The 18061-nt window shown below is 68.7% G+C and carries 14 protein-coding genes; 4 read left to right on the top strand and 10 right to left on the bottom strand.

What is annotated here, in order from left to right:
* Window positions 1-24 precede the first annotated feature (24 nt).
* From OG205_RS01470 to OG205_RS01455, 4 genes are all read right to left on the bottom strand, one after another.
* Window positions 25-2835, bottom strand: a complete 2811-nt coding sequence (locus tag OG205_RS01470) for a DEAD/DEAH box helicase (protein WP_330274389.1) — start codon at window positions 2833-2835, stop codon at window positions 25-27.
* A complete protein-coding gene (locus OG205_RS01465; protein ID WP_330274388.1) occupies window positions 2807-4135 on the bottom strand; it encodes an ATP-binding protein in 1329 nt (442 codons plus the stop codon). Before OG205_RS01465 ends, OG205_RS01470 begins: the two co-directional genes overlap by 29 nt.
* The gene (locus tag OG205_RS01460; protein ID WP_330274387.1) at window positions 4132-6342 is read right to left on the bottom strand and encodes a tellurite resistance TerB family protein; all 2211 of its coding nucleotides are present in this window, start codon (window positions 6340-6342) and stop codon (window positions 4132-4134) included. The genes OG205_RS01465 and OG205_RS01460 overlap by 4 nt, the downstream gene beginning before the upstream one ends.
* 111 nt (window positions 6343-6453) lie before the next feature.
* Complete coding sequence (locus tag OG205_RS01455) at window positions 6454-6606, bottom strand: hypothetical protein (RefSeq protein WP_330274386.1); 153 nt, start codon at window positions 6604-6606, stop codon at window positions 6454-6456.
* Between the two features lie 175 nt (window positions 6607-6781).
* Here OG205_RS01455 and OG205_RS01450 point away from each other — a divergent pair, with 175 nt between their 5' ends.
* Window positions 6782-6916, top strand: coding sequence for a hypothetical protein (locus OG205_RS01450; protein WP_330274385.1), 135 nt, complete (start codon window positions 6782-6784; stop codon window positions 6914-6916).
* On the opposite strand, the gene OG205_RS01445 is transcribed toward OG205_RS01450, so the two are convergent.
* The 5 genes from OG205_RS01445 to OG205_RS01425 form a co-directional block, all read right to left on the bottom strand.
* Window positions 6911-7075: a hypothetical protein gene (locus OG205_RS01445; protein ID WP_330274384.1), complete on the bottom strand. Its 165-nt coding sequence runs from the start codon at window positions 7073-7075 to the stop codon at window positions 6911-6913. The two genes, OG205_RS01450 and OG205_RS01445, sit on opposite strands and share 6 nt — an antisense overlap.
* Window positions 7059-7199 (bottom strand): hypothetical protein, encoded by a 141-nt coding sequence (locus tag OG205_RS01440; protein WP_330274383.1) that lies wholly within the window; start codon window positions 7197-7199, stop codon window positions 7059-7061. The genes OG205_RS01445 and OG205_RS01440 overlap by 17 nt, the downstream gene beginning before the upstream one ends.
* 84 nt (window positions 7200-7283) lie before the next feature.
* Window positions 7284-8174, bottom strand: coding sequence for a decaprenyl-phosphate phosphoribosyltransferase (locus tag OG205_RS01435; RefSeq protein WP_330274382.1), 891 nt, complete (start codon window positions 8172-8174; stop codon window positions 7284-7286).
* Window positions 8171-8674 (bottom strand): phosphatase PAP2 family protein, encoded by a 504-nt coding sequence (locus tag OG205_RS01430; RefSeq protein WP_330274381.1) that lies wholly within the window; start codon window positions 8672-8674, stop codon window positions 8171-8173. The genes OG205_RS01435 and OG205_RS01430 overlap by 4 nt, the downstream gene beginning before the upstream one ends.
* Window positions 8671-11433 (bottom strand): arabinosyltransferase domain-containing protein, encoded by a 2763-nt coding sequence (locus OG205_RS01425; protein WP_330274380.1) that lies wholly within the window; start codon window positions 11431-11433, stop codon window positions 8671-8673. Before OG205_RS01425 ends, OG205_RS01430 begins: the two co-directional genes overlap by 4 nt.
* Before the next feature lie 169 nt (window positions 11434-11602).
* Here OG205_RS01425 and OG205_RS01420 point away from each other — a divergent pair, with 169 nt between their 5' ends.
* From OG205_RS01420 to OG205_RS01410, 3 genes are read left to right on the top strand one after another with little or no spacing between them, the layout of a single operon-like run.
* Entirely contained in the window at window positions 11603-12760 is a 1158-nt protein-coding gene (locus OG205_RS01420) for a lipopolysaccharide biosynthesis protein (RefSeq protein ID WP_330274379.1), read from the top strand.
* Window positions 12733-13833, top strand: a complete 1101-nt coding sequence (locus tag OG205_RS01415; RefSeq protein WP_330274378.1) for a glycosyltransferase family 4 protein — start codon at window positions 12733-12735, stop codon at window positions 13831-13833. The genes OG205_RS01420 and OG205_RS01415 overlap by 28 nt, the downstream gene beginning before the upstream one ends.
* A 45-nt stretch (window positions 13834-13878) precedes the next feature.
* Entirely contained in the window at window positions 13879-14238 is a 360-nt protein-coding gene (locus OG205_RS01410) for a hypothetical protein (protein ID WP_330274377.1), read from the top strand.
* Between the two features lie 38 nt (window positions 14239-14276).
* On the opposite strand, the gene OG205_RS01405 is transcribed toward OG205_RS01410, so the two are convergent.
* Window positions 14277-18053 (bottom strand): DNA topoisomerase (ATP-hydrolyzing), encoded by a 3777-nt coding sequence (locus tag OG205_RS01405; protein ID WP_330274376.1) that lies wholly within the window; start codon window positions 18051-18053, stop codon window positions 14277-14279.
* Window positions 18054-18061 lie beyond the last annotated feature (8 nt).

The following is an 18061-nucleotide window of genomic DNA, read 5'->3' as shown; positions in this document are numbered from 1 at the left end:
ATTGAGCTCCGTTTACTCGGCGTGTCAGACGCTGATCACCGGAATAACCGTCTGACCTGCGTGGATGTAGTGCCGCAACAGCCGAGCCGTCGTCCGCGCATCAGCCAGCGCGCTGTGCTGCCGACCGTCCTGCTCAAAGTCCCCGACGCCCACTGCCCGGCAGCAGTCGCGCAACGAGCGCCGCCCCGACCGGTGCACGTACTCGTCAATTTGCATGGTGCACAACGAGGGGCCGCCGCCGAACTTCTTGCCAGCACGGGAGAACTCCGCATCGAGGAACCCCCGGTCGAACGGCAGGTTGTGACCGACGAGAACCGCACCGTCGAGTTGCTCCGCGACGAGCACCGCGATGTCGGCGAACCGTGGTGCGCCCCGGAGATCCTCTCCGCGCAGACCGTGCACGGACGTGGCGCCGGGGCCACGTTCCGGGTTGACGAGGCTGCTCCACTCCCCCTGCACAGTTCCGTCCTGGGCAAGCCGGATCACAGCGATCTCGACGATGCGGTCGCGGCGCCGGGCCGCGAAGCCCGTCGTCTCGACGTCCACCACAGCGAACGGCATCCCTTCTACACCAGCGGCATCCGGTACCGGCCTGCCCGCGATCGGGTCGAGGTCGGCGGACGGCAGCGTCTCCTGGAGCTCGGACAGGACTTCGGCCGCTCTGGCAATGTCGAGGTGGCCGTGGGAATAAGCGAGGTGCCGCAACGCGTCGCCGAGATAGGGGTCGTACTTCTCGACGGTCGTGTTGGGCACCGCGGCGGCCAGTTCGAGGCCGGACGGGACGCCACTGTCGAGCATCTCCCAGATCGCGCGGCCGAGCTGTGCAGGCGTGCAATGAGAGATGGTGAGTGCCACGCCGTCTCGGCCGGTCTGGAAACCGGCGGTCGTCAGCCATACGGCCAGGGTGTCGAGCAAGCGGTCGCCGAGCCATGGGAACAGGACGGTGTCGTCGCCCCAGGCGAGTGCGGGGACGGTGCCGAGTTCCAGGCGCCGGTAACTGCTGCGCCCTTCCTCCAAAAGCCTGCGCGCTGTGGCGTCGAGATATGCCGGCACCTCGTCCGATTCGTACCAGGTTCGCATCCTGCGCCGCACGACGTCGCTGATCTGTGCGGGCGTCCCTGCGAACAAGGGTGCCCGGCCACCGCCTGCCAGGGAGAGCTCAATCAGCTTCGCGCGGTCGTCAACGACCCGGACCTGCCAGCGGCGGCCCGCGAAGATCATCATCTGACCGGGGAGCACGGGGTGCAGGATCGGGATCGTGCCCAGCGTTCGGCTGCCGCTGACCATGCGGTACTCCTCGGACGTCGCGAACGCCGCGTAGAAGCTGTAGTGGTTGACGATGCCCTCGCCGACGCGGCCGAGGAGCATCAGACCGTCGGGTTCCTGCTGGATCAGCTCTGCGCGGCCGAGGTCACGCAAGACGTCGCCGAACATGCGCTGGTCGACGTGCGCGAATGGCCCGCCCTGGCACAGCACCCGCCAAATCTGGACGGGCTGGGCACCCTGCTGCTGGGCGATGATCGACAGCACCTGCTGGATCAACGTCGAGAGGTGCAGCGACGACGAGTCCGGAGGCTCGTACCAGCGTTCGAGCAGCAGGTCGACCATGGCGACCGTCTGGAACAGCTCGGCGCGCAGCTGATCGGAGGGCGGGGTGTCCGCGGTGATCTCCGGTTCCGCCACGTACATCCGCAGCACCGCCGCCTCGCCGCGACGACCGGACCTGCCGAGGCGCTGCCGCAGACCGGACACCGTCGGCGGCGCCCCGATCTGAGCCACGGAGGCCACCGAACCGATGTCGATGCCCATCTCCAGCGTGGAGGTGCAGATCGCGGTCGTTGGTCTGGTGCTCTTGAGCTGTTGCTCGACGTGCTCGCGAACGTCCTTGGCGAGGTTGCCGTGGTGTGGGAAGAACTCGTTGGGAACGTTGACTTTCTCGCTCATCAGCCGGAGCCGGTCGGCATAGCGCTCAGCTTCCCCGCGACGATTGACGAAGACCAGGTGGTTCTTCCCGCGCAGGGTTGTGAACAGGTGCTGAGCGATCGCCAGTGAACTCTCCGCGGCGTCGTCCTCCTGCTCGTTGGTGGGCACCGAGTCGTCCAGGTAGCCGCGCACCTGGAGCCTGAGCTCGCCCCTGTCGTCGTTCGACTCGACGACTGTGACCGAGTTCCCGCTGCCGGGCCTCAGGAACTCGGCCGCACCGCCCATGTCACTCAGCGTCGCGGACAAACCGACACGGGGCACCTTCCTGCGCAACGACAGCTCTAGCCGATGCATCAGCGACTGGAGCTGGGCACCGCGGGGAGTGCCGATGAACGAGTGCATCTCGTCCACCACCACCCAGTCAAGGCCCGCGAACACCCTCGCGATCTCCAGGCCGCGCAGCACGAACAACGCTTCCAGCGACTCGGGTGTGATCAGCAGAATGCCGTCCGGCCGCGCGAGCACCTTCGCCTTGCCCGCGCTCGCCACGTCGCCGTGCCAGCGGTGCACCGGCACGCCGAGGTGCTCGCACAGCTCGTCGAGCCTGCGGTGCTGATCGTTGATGAGCGCCTTCAGCGGAGACACGTAGAGCGCTCGAACACCCGCCTTCTCCTCGTGCTGCAACAACGTCGAGCAGATGGGCAGGAACGCGGCCTCGGTCTTGCCCGATGCGGTGGCCGCGGCGATGATCACGTCACGGTCCGCCGCCGTGATCTCCGGGATCGCACGTTCCTGGGCGTCGCGCAGCTCCGGCCAGCCCTGCGCCCAGACCCATCGCTGCACCTTGTGGTGCAACAGGTCGAAGCTGGACGACCGGGCGTGCTCAGAGCCGGAACGAGGCGAGGTCGTCATCGCTTGCCCTGGGTTGTTCCTGGACCTCGTCCAGCGGTTCGAGGTCGGGGTTGGTCTCAGCTTCCAGCCGGACGGCGCCGAGCAGGTGCCGCCAGTCCTCCCCCGGGTTGCTCTCCAGGATCGCCAGCAGGTTGAGGAACTCCTTGATGGTCGTGCGCGGCGTGCGGAAGTAGGCGTCGCCGATGCGCTGCGAGCAATGCTGCATGAACGCGGTCAGGGCGTCGTCAGGCACCAGGTGCGCGGCGGGGTCCCCGGAGGCGAACACGTCGCGCAGCTTGGTGAGCAGGACGTAGAAGTCCTCCTGGCTGAGGCCGGCCAGCCGCAGCACCGGACCGGAGTTGTCGACCAGACCGTTGGTGGCAAAGGTGTTCTCGGCCAGCCTCGACTGCAGGGCCTCGTAGGAGTAGAGACCCCGGCGGGTGTCCATGAGGAACTCCGGGGTGCCTCCGAACAGGAAGCCGAGGTGAGCGGAGGTGCCCTGCAGGCTGTCGTTGACGATGCGCAGGATCTGCTCGTAGTTGGCCGAGCGCGCCTGGGCGGAGGTGAGCTTGTAGAGGTTCACCATCTCGTCGAGGCACACCAGCAGGCCGGTGTAGCCCGCCATCCTGACGAACCGGGACAGCAGCTTGAGCTGGTCGTAGAAGTTCGCGTCGTCGACGATCGTCCGGACCCCGAGCGCGGCGCGGGCGTCGGTCTTCGTGCTGAACTCGCCGCGCAACCAGCGCACCGCGTCCGACTTGAGCTGCTCGTTGCCGGTGTCGTGCCCACGCCAGTACGCGGCGACAACCTCGGCGAAGTCGTAGCCGCCCACGAGTTCCGACAGCTCACCGAGGCGTTGGCGGATAACGGCTTCCGTGCTCGTGCTCCGCTCCCTGGCGGTGGTGAGAGACTGCGACACGAACCGTTCCACGACCGCACCGAGCGCTCCGCCGTCCGGTTTCGCCTGTGTCGAAGTGTTCCTGGTGAGCTCGGCGTACAGGCTGCGTGCCTGTCCGCCGGTCGCGTGCAGCCTGCGGTCAGGTGCGAGGTCGGCGTGCATCGTGACGAGCTTCTGCTTGAGCGCCACGGATCGGATGAGGTGCAGGAAGAACGTCTTGCCCGCGCCGTACTCGCCGATGACGAACCTGGTGGTGGCTCCGCCGTCCACGACGCGTTCGATGTCGCGCACCAGCGCGCCCACCTCCTGCGCCCGCCCGACCTGGACGTGCTGCTGCCCGCTGCGCGGCACCACACCGGCCCGCAGCGACTGGATGATCGCGTCGCGCTCGCGCGGGCGAATTCGGTTGGAGGCGGTCGTCATACCAGCAGTTCTCCTCGCGCGTACTCGTTCAGACGGTAGTCGTCGCCGTCGTCTTCGATCAGTGGTTCTCCGGCGACGTCCACGGCCGCCTCGTTCACAGTGTCCAGCGCACCTTCCACCAGCAGGTGCAACTCACCGCAGAGCAGTTCCAGCTCCGACCGCGTCCAGAAGGGACGTTCGGCCAGCGTGCGAGCGAGGTTTGAGTGCGGTCCGTCCAGTCCTTCGACCGACGCGACGTCCGGAACGGAGGGCGCTACGACGGCCACGATCTCCTCTTCCTCCTCGGCGAACAGGTCGGCGAGCAACGCGGACACCGCCGCCGTCTCCGCGAGTTTCGCCTCGATGAGGGCTCGGTCGAGCTCAAGGCCATCGGTCCGTTCTTCCTTGGACGGCGAAGGGATCGCGAAACCCGCCGGTCCTGGTGCGGCCGCACGGACGGTGACGGGCTCGGACGCAGGCTGGGCCAGCGACCGGTGCAGGCTGGTGTGCACCGTGTCCGGGTCGAGCTCCAACAGCGAGTAGATCTTGCGCAGCGTCTTCACCTCGCCCGGCGAGATGTGCCCGTCGATGGCCGCCACCGTGGTGAGGAAGTCCGCGACCGCGCGCCGCTGCGGGATGGTGAGCGCCGCGAGCCGCTTCTTGAGGCTGGTCAGCTTGAGCTCCGAGGCGAGCAGCCAGAGCAGGTGCGCGGTCAGCCGCTCCCGCTCGCCCGCCGACAGGTGCAGGGCGGACTCGAGGTGGTCGGCGAGGTGCGTCCGTTCGACCTCGGACACCTCGTCGTCGGCCGCGCTGACCACGGCGGCGAGGTGGAGCAACGTGGTCGCCGCCGCGTATTCGGCGCTGGCCGAGGTGGGCGGCGCCTGCGTGATGGGGAAGAGCACCGCGGGTCCGGTGCCGAGCACGGCTCCTCCCATCCGGACGTCCGGTTCGACCCCGACATCGAGCCGATGCAGGAGCTGGGCGAACGCGACGGCGTCGGCTTTGCCGAACTTGCCTGGAGTCCGCTCCGGCCACAACGCCGCGAGCTCTTGCCCGTCGACCACGGCTGGCCCTGCGGCCAAGTGCTTTGCCACGAACTCACGAACCGGCATCAGCTCAGGAAGATCCGGGTCGAGCAGTTCGGCGGGCAGGACCGCAGCAGCCGCCAGCGTGCCTGCCGCGTCCGGTTGCCGGCCCAGCAACCTGCTGTAGGCGTCCAGGTCGTTGGTACAGCTCTCCACCAGCGTGGCCAAGGCCTTCGTCGGGACGGCCGCAGTGAGCACGTCCGGGATACTGGTCGGAATCTCGATCTCGCTATAGCGGAACGCCGAGCTCGCCGGGCCGTACTCGGCCGTGACCGTGCGCTTCAGCGGCCGCACGACCATCCCGTCGCCGTACTTGTGCCGGTAGCGCGCGGTGAAGAGCCGCCGGAACTCCTCTGGGCACCGCTCCGCCGGTGTGCGCGGGTAAATCTCCGGGTGCAGCACTGCCCAGCTGTACGCCCAGTCCGCGGGCACCGGCCGAGCGTCACGAGCAAGCTCCCCGATTCCGAGCTTCAGCATCAGCGGCGGATCCCAGCGGTCCTGCTCCGCCGGGTCCGGTGGGCGGCTGTCGCACACCAGCCGTTGCTCGACCAACAGGATCCTCAGCGTGTCGCAGAACTTCGTGGCATACGAACGGAACGAGTTGTTGTCACCGTAGATGTGCAGCAATCGGGTCACCTCGGCGAAGATCTGCCGCAGTTCCCTTTGCGCCGCCATGAGGCTGGCGCGCGCATCGACCAGCGCTCGCCTTTCCAGGCCGTAGAAGTAAAGGAACACGTAACCAATACACGCGTCCGGCGCGTTCTTCCCGCTCGCGAGCCAGTACAGGTAGGCGCTGCGGGAGCCGGGCGGGATCGAGTGGTACGAAGGCCAGTACTCCATGCCCTGCCCGGCGTGGTCCGGGTTTCGACTGTCGACGGGCAGGCGCGGGTCAATGCACTCGACCCGTTCATCGCCACCAGGCTCGTCCCACGACGGCGATCCGACGTAGATCAACCCACCAGGGATCGTGTACCCGTGCACCGTGACAACGACACCTGCCGGCATCCACGTCGGAGGCGACCAGTTCCTGAGCGGCGATAGCGGCGGCGAGGACCGCGCCACGTAGCCGGGTGCCGGCGGAGCGGCGGAACCGGGCATCGGCGCTGGACTCACCGCACGCCGGAGCCGATCGAACAGACTCACCCGCTGGTCCCCCTTGAGTTGTCTCGCGCCCGACGGGCACTACGTCGCACCCGCCGCCTCGCGCGTTACGCCCATTCGCCCGATCAGGTAATCTCAGCGAAGCGCACTCGCTCACCGCTGCTCAGCGGCCAGTTCCTCTTTGCGTGTGACCGATTCGGTAGATTCACCGTCCGCCGCCCGGAACATGTTCTTCACGACCATGAGCCACAACGACTGGGCCTCGCTCTCGCCCAGTCCAGCCACGAACGGCCGTGCCGCAGTCATCGCGAGATAGATGGTTCTGGCCTTCCTCGACTCCCCTGCGGTGCTGACTGGCCCAGCGAGTGGCGTAGCAGAAAGTGAAAGTGGGCGCCATCGCGAGCGTGAGGAGCGCTTTGAGCATCGTGGACGCGGCGGCCAGCCCGTGTCTGGCGACCAGCGTGTCCGCAGCTCGAGCCCAGTGGCGCAGGCACACGCCGACGAGCAGGTCGGGATGATCGACCGCGGCGCCGAGCAGTCGGGTTCGGCGGCCGAGCTCGTCGAGCGCCACCTCGACCTCGGCCGCGAGGGCGTAGTCGCCAGCGATTTCTCATGAGTGTTCACGTCCGGCGACTCCACCGACGTGCTCGTCGTCCATGCGAATTGCACCGAAGAACACCACGTACGCCTGCGCCAGGATCCGCCGCCGCGCCATCACGTCGGGCACGCCGACGCCGTGCAGCGTCGGGCCCGCGTGCTCAGCGCAGGCCGGCAACGGTTCCCCCGCCAGCCACAGCAACGGGCCGCGGGTGCAACCGCACCGCGGTACGGGCCAGCAAGCCCATGGCGGGCAGGTGCGCCGCGATGTCGACCGAGCGCTGCGGAGCGGCACGGACCATGGCGGAATCGTAGTGGCGGCGAGTGGTCGCCCTCGCCGACGCGGGCGGTCGGTCCCGCGGAACCGGCGGGGTCTTCCGCCTCGCTCAGAGGTAGATCGCCAGCGCGACGGTCACCACCCAGGCGAGTCCCAGCGACTGCAGGACCCGGTCGGAGCGCGCCAGGTCGTCCGGTGCGCCCGCCTTGCCGCTGTCCACGTCGACGGCGTAACGGAGAACGGCGATGACGAACGGGACCATGGACAGCGCGGCCCACGGGCTGCCGGTGCGCTGACCGAGTTCGAACGCCCACAGGCCGTAGGTCATGTTCATGACCGCGGCCGACGTGGCCCAGACGAACCGGAGGTAGGTCTCCGAGTACCTGGTCAGCGAGTGGCGGATCGCGGCGCCGGTCTCGTGGAAGAGCTTGATCTCGGCGTACCGCTTGCCCGCCACGATGAACAGCGACCCGAACGCCGTGACGAGCAGGAACCACTGGCTGGGCTCGATGTTCGCGCCCATGCCGCCCGCGATGGCGCGCAGCAGGAACCCGGAGGCGACCACGCACAGTTCGAGGACGGGCTGGTGCTTCAGGCCGAAGCAGTAGCCGAGCTGGACCGCCAGGTAGACGGCCATGAGCACGAGCAGCTTCCAGCCCGCCACCGCGCCGATCGACAACGACGCGGCCATCAGCACACCGGCGGTGCCGAACGCGAGAGGAACGGGGACGATGCCGGCCGCGATCGGGCGGTGGCGCTTCTTCGGGTGGGCCCGGTCGGCTTCCGCGTCCTTCGCGTCGTTGACCAGGTACACCGCCGAGGCCGCGCAGCAGAACGCCGCGAACGCCAGCGCCGCCGACCGCAGCACGACGGGTTCCGTGATCCTGCTCGACGCGAAGGGCGCGGCCAGCACCAGGACGTTCTTCACCCACTGGTGCGGCCGGGCGGTCCTGATCAGTCCTCGAACGACCGATGGCCGTGTCTCGGCCGCCACGGTCATCGACGACCCCACACCACGCGCCGCACGCCGCGTGCCACCACGGCGCCCAGCACGGCACCCGCCAGCACGTCGGTCGGGTAGTGCACGCCCAGCACCAGCCTGCTGACCATCATGGGCGGCACCAGAAGCGGCACCAGCGGCTGGTTCGTCAACGCGCCGTATGCCACCGCGGCGGCCGTGGTGGAGGACGCGTGCGACGACGGGAAACTCAGTTTGCTCGGGGTTCCCGCCAGCACCTGGACCTCCGCGTGGTGCGGACGCCGCCGCCGCACCACGCGTTTCACCACGATCGACGCGGCGTGCGCGGCGACGACCGACGTGGCCGCGACCGTCCACTCAGGACGACGCCGCCGGTCCACCGCGGCGCCGGCCAAGCCCAGCAACAGCCATCCGGCGCTGTGCTCGCCGAAGAACGACAGCAGCCGGGCCACGTGCACCACGGGTGGTCTCGCCAGCGCCGTCTGCACGGCCACCAGCGCCTCCGCTTCACGATCGCTCATCGAACGCCTTCCCAACCCATGCGGGTCTGGGTGTCGCGGGTGGTGGTGTACCGACCGGCCTCGTAGAGCGGGGTGGCCCGGTAGACCTGGATCGGGTACGGGCGGGTGGAGTCCCGCAGCCGTGCCGGCAACGCGGTGACCTCGTGCGTGGTGAGGACGTCCCCGAACAGCGCCCCACGAACGGGTTGCCAGGTCGCGTCGGACAGGCCCAGCGCCTGCGTGTCGCCCCACTGCACGGCGTAGGAGACCGGTTCGATCACGCCGTCCTGGACGCGCGGCTGACGCTGGCAGGGGAACAGGAACGCGATCTGCCACGCCACCGCGACCGCCGGTTCGCGGGGCAGGAACTCCCGCAGCCGCACGTACTTCTGCGCGGCCGGCTGGGTGAACTCCCCCTCGCCGGTGAGCCGAACCTGCGTCGCGCCGGCCGGTGCCGGTGGCAGCAGGAGGGTGCGCCGCCACGTGCTGTCCACGTTGTCGGTGATCTTGCCGGTGCCGAGCACCTTCGCGTCCGAGGTCGCGTACTCGTAGGTGACGGGCGCCGGCCTGCCGGTGACGACGGTCGCGATCGGGTCGGTCTGGATCGCGAACCACCTGTCCGGCAATGAGACCAGCGGCTGTGGCGCCGCGACCTCGACCGCGTCCGCCGCGACGCACCGTTGCGCCAGCGGGTCCTGGACGTTCGCGGCCCACGGCGACCACGTGTCCAGCGTGTTCACGGTCGCGACGGTGAAACCGCCCACCAGATAAGCGATGTTGGCGACGAAGAACATCACGACCACGACCGGTATCGCGATGACCGGCGCGAGAGAACCCTTGCCCCGCCGGTACAACACGACCGCCACGATCACGATCAGCACGAGCCACCAGTACGGCTTGTCGAACTTGAGAACCGACACGTGCGGTGGAACACCGGTGGACGGCAGTCCGAGGTGCCACGAGTACGGCCACAGGTTGGCGCCGTGCCCCGCGAGACCCAGCATCGCGACGACGCTGACGATGCCGCCCAGCAGCACCGGAACCGGCATGCGGCGGTCGCTGGTCAGCTCACGCACCAACGGCACGGAGCACAGCAGCATCAACGCGACGAACACCGAGCCGATCCCCGCCAGACTGCCGAAGTGGTGCGTCCACTTGCTGGGTGTCAGCCACAGCAGGAAGAACGCGAACAACGTCGACCAGCCCGCCAGCGCAAGCCTTGATGGCACGTCGATACGGCGCGCCCGTGCGGCCGTGACGAGCACGACGAACCAGACCAGCGCGACGACACACACCAGCACCGGCGCGCGTTTGGCGTAGTTCGCCATGGCGTCGCCCTGGTTCAGCAGGAACATCCACCGCGCGAACTCCGTGTACCAGGACTCCGACCCGGCCATCTTCTTGAAGATCTCCTGTGCGTACAGGAAATCGCGCAGGGTTCCGTCACCGAACGCCATGATCATCGCGATCGCACCGGGAGAGAGCACGGCGAGCGTCCTCGCCACGACCGTGCGCCAGCCCGCGTCCTTCGTGAGCAGCTTCCACGCGAACGGCAGGCCCGCCAGCAGCGGCGCGAGAGTCGTGAAACCCGTGGGGTGCGCGAAGAAACCGATGCCCGCGACACCCACGGCCGCACCCAGCAACGCCAGCCGCCCACGTTCGACCGCGGCCGTCACCGCCAGCAGCGTGAGCATGCCGCACATGGTCACGACACCCTCCGGCCGCACACCCATGTCGAGCGGCAGCCACCACGCCAGGAACGCCGCGCCGAGCACGACCCCGCTGAACTTTCCCGACACGTAACGACGTGCGGCGAACCACGTCACCAGGCCGAACAGCAACGCGGGGATGCGCAGAACCACGGGGGCGAAGCCGAAGACCTGCCACTTGGCCAGGAAGTAGTAGAACCAGGAGAACGGCGTGAAGCCCTGGTTGAGGATCTGGTAGTAGTTCCCGACATAGCCCTCGAACGGCACGTTCCTGGCCATCGCGCTGTAGTAGCCGTCGTCGTCGGACATCGGCGCCAGGAACAACCAGAGGATCATGATCGCGGGGACGACCAGGTCGACGAGGCTCAGCCGCCACCGGAACCTGGCCGGCTCACGGGACACGCGCCGATCCAGCAGCACGAGACAGGCGAACGCGGTCGCCGCGCACAGCGCGAGAAGCACCATCAGCACGATCTTGAACGGCGCCGGGCTGGTGCTGAACTGGTCGTCCACCCTGATCCGCACGGACAGGTCGGCGGCCGTGGTGATCGAGGTCGCGAGCACGTGCACGTCCGGCATGGTCGCGGACCGGCCGATCTCCTTGCCGTCACGCAGGATGCTCAGTCCGTCGCGGTCGCCGCGGATCTCGTACGAGCAGTCGCCCGCGGGCACCGGCTCGTCCAGCGTGGCGACACCACTCACCAGCAGGCGGTCGTTCTCCACCTTCACGACGAGACCGCGCGCCGGGGCCGACGGCGTGATGGTCGAGAACACCACACCACCACTGGCCTGCGCGGCACGTGCGGTGGCGCAACCGAAGCGCGCGTCCATCTCAAATGGACGGTAGGCGCTCAGCGCGAGCATCGTGGACCGCGGCGCCGACGCGTTCTCCGGCCAGGTCACGGTGGGATCGTTGATCGTCACGGGCGCGAGCGGCATCAGCGCCGACAGCAGCACCGTGAGCGCACCGGACACGACGGCGACGGCCAGCAGCCGTCGTCTCCTCCCCGGCGCAGGCCCAGTGGTGATGGCAGGCGTTTCAGGAGCGAGCGAAATCGTTTCTGTCGTCACGCGCCGATGTCCTAAGGGGGTTCGGAATGGGCGAGGCGTCAGAAGCTAGCGACCGCCCGTTACGCGAAGAGCCCAGGCGACCCGCGCATTGCTACGTCTGCGTTGCCATACCCCGGAATCGTGTTACGGAGGCGAAAATCGGCACACCGCGGCCGATATGGTCCCGCCCATGGTTCGTGCGCTCGGTTTCGTCGGGGTGTGCATCGTCCTGTCCGGACTGCTGGTCAACGCCTACCTCGCGATCGTCGCGCGCAACGTCTCGCCCGCCGAGTACAGCGACTTCGGCGCGTTCTGGTCGATCGCCCTGCTGGTCGGGTTCGGTGCTTTCCTTCCTGTGGAACAGGAACTGGCCCGCCTCGGCCCTCGCGCGCTGCGTTCGGCCGCCGTCGTCGCGGCCTGCATGGCGGTCGTCGAGTGCGCGCTGGCCGTGTTCGTCTCCCCCGCCGTCGTGGTGCTGTGCTTCCTGTCCGCGGCGCAGTTCCTGGTGCGCGGCGCGTTGATCGGCAGCGGGAGACTGACGTGGCACGGCGGCCTGCTGGTCGCCGACACCACCCTGCGCGTGGTGTTCGCGCTGCTCGCCGGCTGGCTCGGAGCCACCACGAGCGCCCAGTTCGAATGGACGCTCGTGGCGGCGGTCGCGGTGGCGCACCTGCCCGTGCTGGCCGCCATCTGGTGGCAGGGAGAGGGCGAAGTGCCCGTGCGCGAGTTCGCCCGCGCGGTCTCCCCGTTGCTCGTCGGTTCCCTGTGCGCGCAACTGCTGCTCAACGGCATCCCCGTGCTGGTGACCGCGATCGCCACACCGGCCGAACGGGCTCAGGCCGGGGTGTTCCTCGCGGCCTTCCTGCTCGCCAGGGTCCCGCTCTTCGTCGCGGTTCCGTTGCAGACAGCGCTGTTGCCCGTGCTCGCGGGCAAGCAGAGGCGCACCGTCGTGACCCGTCTCGCCGCCGTGCTCGCGGCGGCGGCAGGTGCCGGCGTCGCCGTGGCGGTCACGATCGGACCGTGGCTGGTGCGACTGGTGTTCGGTCCTCTCTACGTCGTGTCCGCCGCGGACCTGACGCTCATCGCGCTCGGCGTCGTCGCCCACCTCGGGTTGATCGTCACCACCCAGGCCCTGGTCGCGGACGCCCTGCACAGCCGGGTCGCGTGGAGCTGGGTCGTGGGCGTCCTGACGGCGGCGGCGACGTTCGCCCTCATCCCAGATCTGTTGCTGCGCGCCGAGATCGCGTTCCTCACCGGGTCCCTCGCCGGACTGCTCGTCGGGCTCCGGCTGCTCACTTCCCCACGACAGGAGAGCGAACTGTGCTCGACGACCTCGTCATCGCCCTGACCTACTACTCGCCTTACGTGTCAGGGCTGACCAACTTCGCGCGGGACGTCGCGGAGGGGCTCGCCGAGCGCGGCAAACGCGTCCGCGTGATCACCACCCGCCACGACCCCTCGCTGCCGCACGAGGAGACGATCAACGGCGTGCGCGTGAGCCGCGCACCCGTGCTCGCCCGGTTCGGCAAGGGAGTGATCAGCCCGGCGTTCGCCTCGATGGTGCGCGAGGCGTCGGCGAACGCCCGAGTGCTCAACCTCCACCTGCCCATGCTGGAAGCCGGCCCGGTGGCCGCGCTGGCGAAGTGCCCGGTCGTCGTGACCTACCACTGCGACGTAAGCCTGCCTCCCGGCCTGGTGAACACGGTGCAGGGCAAGGTGATCGACGCGTCCAGCCGCCTCGCGATGCGCCGCGCGGTGGCCGTCGCGGTGACGAGCGAGGACTACGCGCGGGAAAGCAGGCTGTGGCCGTCCATCCAGCCGCACATGGCCGCCGTACCCCCGCCCTGCCGCCCGGTTCCCCCTGGCACGCCACGGTTCCGCGACGGCGACGGCCCGCACGTCGGATTCCTCGGCCGCATCGTCGAGGAGAAGGGCGTCGAGCACCTGGTCGACGGATTCCGCGCACTGGAGGATCCCTCGGCACGACTGCTGATCGGCGGCGACTTCGGCAACGTCGCCGGCGGCAGCGTCATCTCCCGCGTCCGCGAACGCATCGCGGACGACCCGCGGATCAAGCTGCTCGGCTTCGTGCCCGACGAGGACCTCGGCGACTTCTACGCCTCCCTCGACGTGTTCGCCCTGCCGTCGGTGAACGCGTTCGAGGCCTTCGGCATCGTGCAGGTCGTCGCGATGCTAGCGGGCGTACCGGTGCTGGCGAGCGACCTGCCCGGCGTGCGCATCCCGGTGCGGGAGACGGGTTTCGGCATCATCGTGCCACCCGGCGACGCGGCGGCCATCACCGCCGGACTGCGGTCCCTGCGCGACGAACCACCGGTCCCGGACGGAACGGCCGCGGCGAAGTTCAGCGTCCCGGCCGTGCTCGACGCCTTCGAGGCGCTCTTCGAGAAGCACGCCCGGTAGCGGCACGCGGGGACCGGTACCGAACGGTTCTGCCAGGCTCGGCGGATGAGTCGACGGATCACCTCGGCGTTGCTCGTCATGGGACTGCTCAGCGGGTGCACCACCGCGAAGGCCGCGCCGAACGTGATCGTGCTGGAGGTGACGGGAACGGCCACCATCTCGTCGCTGACTCTCATCGTCGACGGAACTTCCAGCGAGGAGACGTCCGTAGCGCTCCCGTGGAACAGGACTCTTGAGTTCCCGGCAGAGAGCGGCGGCCACGAGTGGAAGCTCGTCCTGCGGCACAGCGGCGGGAGCGTGCTCGCGACCTGCACGGCGAACGGAGAGTTGCTGACGCAGACCGCCGGAAGCAGCTCACCCGGCAGCGACAGCTCCGCCCAGGTGTCCGGCAGCATCTCTCCATGACCCCGGTGAGGACGTGGCCCGTCCTCACCGGCGCCGCATTAGTCCCGTTCGATCAGGTGCCCGATGACGTCCGGGCCCGGATGCGCGTGACCGGAGCCGTCCCGGCGCGGGTCCACCTCCGGCAACTCCACCGGCGTGCCCTTGTCGTCCGCACCCGCCGGCCTGCTGCCGATCCACGCGAGCACCAGATGGTCCTCGCCCTTGAGGAAGCGCTGCGACCGCACACCGCCCGTCGCGCGGCCCTTGGCCGGGTACTCGCTGAACGGCGTGACCTTGACGCTCTGCCCGGACGAGGTGACGACCATCGGTTCCCCGTGCTCGTCGTCATCCGTGCGGATCGCACCGAAGAACACCACGTACGCGTCGCCACTCAGGTTGATACCCGCCATACCGCCGCCCTTGAGACCCTGCGGCCGCACGAGCTTCGCGTCGTAGCGCAGCAGTGACGAGTCGGAACTGACGAACGCGATCGTCTCGCTGCCGTCCGTGAGCCAGGTGCAGCCGACGATCTCGTCGCCGTCCTTGAGCGAGATGACCTCGAACTCGTCCGAACGGACCGGCCACTCCGGCACGCACACCTTCACCGTGCCGAGCTTCGTGCCCAGCGCCATACCGGGTGAGTCCTTCGGGTCGAGCGGCGCGATGCCGACGACCTTCTCGCCCTTCTCCAGCGGCACCAACTCACTCGCCGCCATGCCGCCGCGCAACGACACCGTGCCGCTCTGTTCCGGCAGCACGGGTAGTGGGAGCACGTCCGTCTTGAACGCACGGCCCAAGTTCGTGATCAGGATGACCTGACCTCGCGCCGTGGAGTGCGCCACGGCCAACACGGCGTCGTGCTTCACCCGGCCTGCCCGCCGTTTGCCCTCGGACGCCTCCTCCGACTCCGCCGCGGTGCGCGCGACGAGTCCGGCGGCACTCAGGATGACCTGGCACGGGTCGTCCGCCACCTCCAGCGGCCCGGCGGGCTTCGACGCCGCCAGCACCTCCTTGAGGTCGCCGTCGATGAGACTCGTCCTGCGCTCGCCGCCCAGTTCCTTCGCCACGTCCGCGAGCTCGGTCGACACGAGCTTCTTGAGCACGCCCTCGTCGTCCAGGATCGCGCTGAGCTCGGCGATCTCCTTGCGGAGCTTGTCCTGCTCGTTCTCGAGCTCGAGCTTGTCGTACCGGGTCAGGCGGCGCAGCGGCGTGTCGAGGATGTAGGTGGCCTGGATCTCCGACAGCTTGAACTGCTTCATCAGGCCGTCCTTGGCGGCAGCCGCGTTCTCGCTGCCCCGGATCAGCTTGATGACCTTGTCGATGTCGAGCAGCGCCAGCAGCAGGCCCTCGACCAGGTGCAGCCGTTCCTCACGCTTGCGGCGCCGGAACTTCGTGCGCCGCGTGACAACCTCGTAGCGGTGCCTGAGGAAGACCTCCAGCAACTGCTTGAGCCCCAGCGTCTGCGGCTGGCCGTCGACCAGCACCAGGTTGTTGATGCCGAACGACTGCTCCATCGGCGTAAGCCGGTACAGGTCCGCGAGCAGCGCCTGCGGGTTCACGCCGACCTTGCACTCGATGACGAGCCGGATGCCGTTCTCACGGTCCGTGAGGTCCTTGACGTCCGCGATGCCGGTGAGCCGCTTGGACTTGTTGACCTCGTCGGTGATCTTCTCGACGATCCGCTCGGAGCCCACGCCGTACGGCAGCTCGGTGACCGTGATGGCCTGCCGGCCCCTGGAACCCTCCAGCGGCCCGATCTCGACCTTGGCGCGCATCCTGACCACGCCGCGCCCGGTCTCGTAGGCCTTCCGGACCTCGTCAAGGCCGAGCAGGATGCCGCCGGTCGGCAGGTCAGGGCCGGGAATGAACTCCATGAGCTTGTCGAGGCTCGCGTCCGGGTGCGTGATCAGCCACCGCGCCGCACCCACGACCTCGCGCAGGTTGTGCGGAATCATGTTCGTGGCCATGCCGACCGCGATGCCGGACGTGCCGTTGACCAGCAGGTTCGGGAACGCCGCCGGCAGCACGACCGGCTCCTGCAGCGAGCCGTCGTAGTTGGGACGGAAGTCGACCGTGTCCTCGTTCAGCTCGCCGACGAGCTGCATGGCGACCGGGGACATGCGGCACTCGGTGTAGCGGCTCGCGGCCGGGCCATCGTCTGGGCTACCGAAGTTGCCGTGTCCGTCGATGAGCGGCTCGTTGAGGCTGAAGTCCTGGGCGAGGCGGACCAACGCGTCGTAGATCGCCGTGTCGCCGTGAGGATGGTATTTACCCATGCAGTTGTGCACGACCTGGCCGTCAACGACGAACGCGTGCTCCTCGGTCGCGACCTGGATGTCGTAGGTCGTGTCCGGCGTGACCGGCTCGACCGACGTCACCTCGAGGAAGCTGAAGCCTGACAACGCTTCCAGACGTGCGGCCAGCGGCGAGCCGATCCGGCGCAGCTTGTCGGCCCAACCGTTCTCGTGGGCTCGCGCGAGCGGGAAGAAACGGTCCGCGAGCGCCTTGCCGTGGCGATCCTTGCCGTACCGGACGTCCTCGCCCAACGAGGCGCGGAAGGCCACGCCGTCGGTGTCACGGAACCAGCCGCCGCCCTGGTGCGCGGCGGAGAACTCCGCCATCACCGGTGCGCACGGCAGCCTGTCGTTGCCCTGCTTGCCGCCGTAGCGGTAGCCGATGGACAGCACCTGCCGCAAGCCGTCCTGCTTGTAACCGATCTTCGTCCACGGCAGCAGCGCCAGCGCGAGCGCGGCGGCGTCACGACCCGAGATCGACAACCCCAGCAACGTATTGTTCCCGGCCGGGCTGACGCGCGACCAGTGGTGGCCGTGGATGCCGGCGTCCGCGAGCATGCCGTGCAACTGGCCGATCAACCGCTGGCTGGTGCTGACCAGCACGATCTCGCGGTTCTGCTTGCGCACGTAGCCATCGCCGTCGAAGAACCCGGCGATGAACGGCGCCCACGCGGACCGGTCGGCCAGCACCCCCGGCGGCACGGTCTTCTGGTCACTGCGAGGAGTCGCCACCTCCAGCAGCGCCTCGTGGCGCGCGAACGTGAGAATGTGCTGGTCCTTGTGCTTCGGGTTCTTCGCCACGCGCTTGCCGCGCGAGACGTTGACCCCGTTGAGGATCGCCCAGCCGTGTGCGACGTCGAGCGGCTCTTCATCGACCATGTGGATGCGCACCCGGCCATCGGCGGCACGCTTGCGATCGACGGCGAACCCTTCGGCGACGATGAGGCCCTGCACGTAGGCGGCGACGTCACCACCGTCCGACGCGAGGCCTGCCTGCCGATCCGCGCCGTAGGCGATCGTCTGCCGCCCGGCCAGGTCCGTCGCCGCGGTCCAGCCGATCGACAGGTCTGACTCGACGGTCCGGAACCGCTGCCCCGGCGTGACGAGCATCGTGCGACCGTTCGACCAGGTGACCCGCACGAGGTCCGAGACCGGGTTCTCGTACACCTCGCTCACCCGCACCGGAGTGCCGTGACCGTCGAGCACGAGATCACCGATCTCGATGTCCTCGATCGGCCGCAGCCCGCTCGGCGTCGACACGAGCGCACCGCGAACGAAGCAGTCGCCTACGACGCGTGACGACTTCACGTACGCGTGGTTCGGCCGGTACCCCTGCTCGTGCATCGAGTAGAGGATGCGGCGGTGCACCGGCTTGAGGCCGTCCCGCGCGTCCGGCAGTGCCCGCGAGTGGATGACCGAGTACGCGTACTCCAGGTACGAGTCCTCGATCTCCGTCTTCAGCGAGTTGTCGAGCACCTTGGCGCCGGCCCGGTCGAACGCGGCTGGGTCGACCTTGGTCGTGGGTCCCTTGCGGCGTGCCATGACTTCGT

Source organism: Lentzea sp. NBC_00516, assembly GCF_036346835.1.
Classification (GTDB): domain Bacteria; phylum Actinomycetota; class Actinomycetes; order Mycobacteriales; family Pseudonocardiaceae; genus Lentzea; species Lentzea sokolovensis.
The sequence above is the reverse complement of the archived record's forward strand: the minus strand, read 5'-3'. Positions and strand labels throughout refer to the sequence as shown.

Excerpts from the sequence above, each read along its gene's own strand:
- OG205_RS01440 (WP_330274383.1), bottom strand. The coding sequence starts at position 7,199 with ATGGTCCGTGCCGCTCCGCAGCGCTCGGTCGACATCGCGGCGCACCTG.
- OG205_RS01430 (WP_330274381.1), bottom strand. The coding sequence starts at position 8,674 with ATGAGCGATCGTGAAGCGGAGGCGCTGGTGGCCGTGCAGACGGCGCTG.
- OG205_RS01465 (WP_330274388.1), bottom strand. The coding sequence starts at position 4,135 with ATGACGACCGCCTCCAACCGAATTCGCCCGCGCGAGCGCGACGCGATC.
- OG205_RS01470 (WP_330274389.1), bottom strand. The coding sequence starts at position 2,835 with ATGACGACCTCGCCTCGTTCCGGCTCTGAGCACGCCCGGTCGTCCAGC.
- OG205_RS01455 (WP_330274386.1), bottom strand. The coding sequence starts at position 6,606 with ATGACTGCGGCACGGCCGTTCGTGGCTGGACTGGGCGAGAGCGAGGCC.
- OG205_RS01410 (WP_330274377.1), top strand. The coding sequence starts at position 13,879 with ATGAGTCGACGGATCACCTCGGCGTTGCTCGTCATGGGACTGCTCAGC.
- OG205_RS01420 (WP_330274379.1), top strand. The coding sequence starts at position 11,603 with ATGGTTCGTGCGCTCGGTTTCGTCGGGGTGTGCATCGTCCTGTCCGGA.
- OG205_RS01405 (WP_330274376.1), bottom strand. The coding sequence starts at position 18,053 with ATGGCACGCCGCAAGGGACCCACGACCAAGGTCGACCCAGCCGCGTTC.
- OG205_RS01435 (WP_330274382.1), bottom strand. The coding sequence starts at position 8,174 with ATGACCGTGGCGGCCGAGACACGGCCATCGGTCGTTCGAGGACTGATC.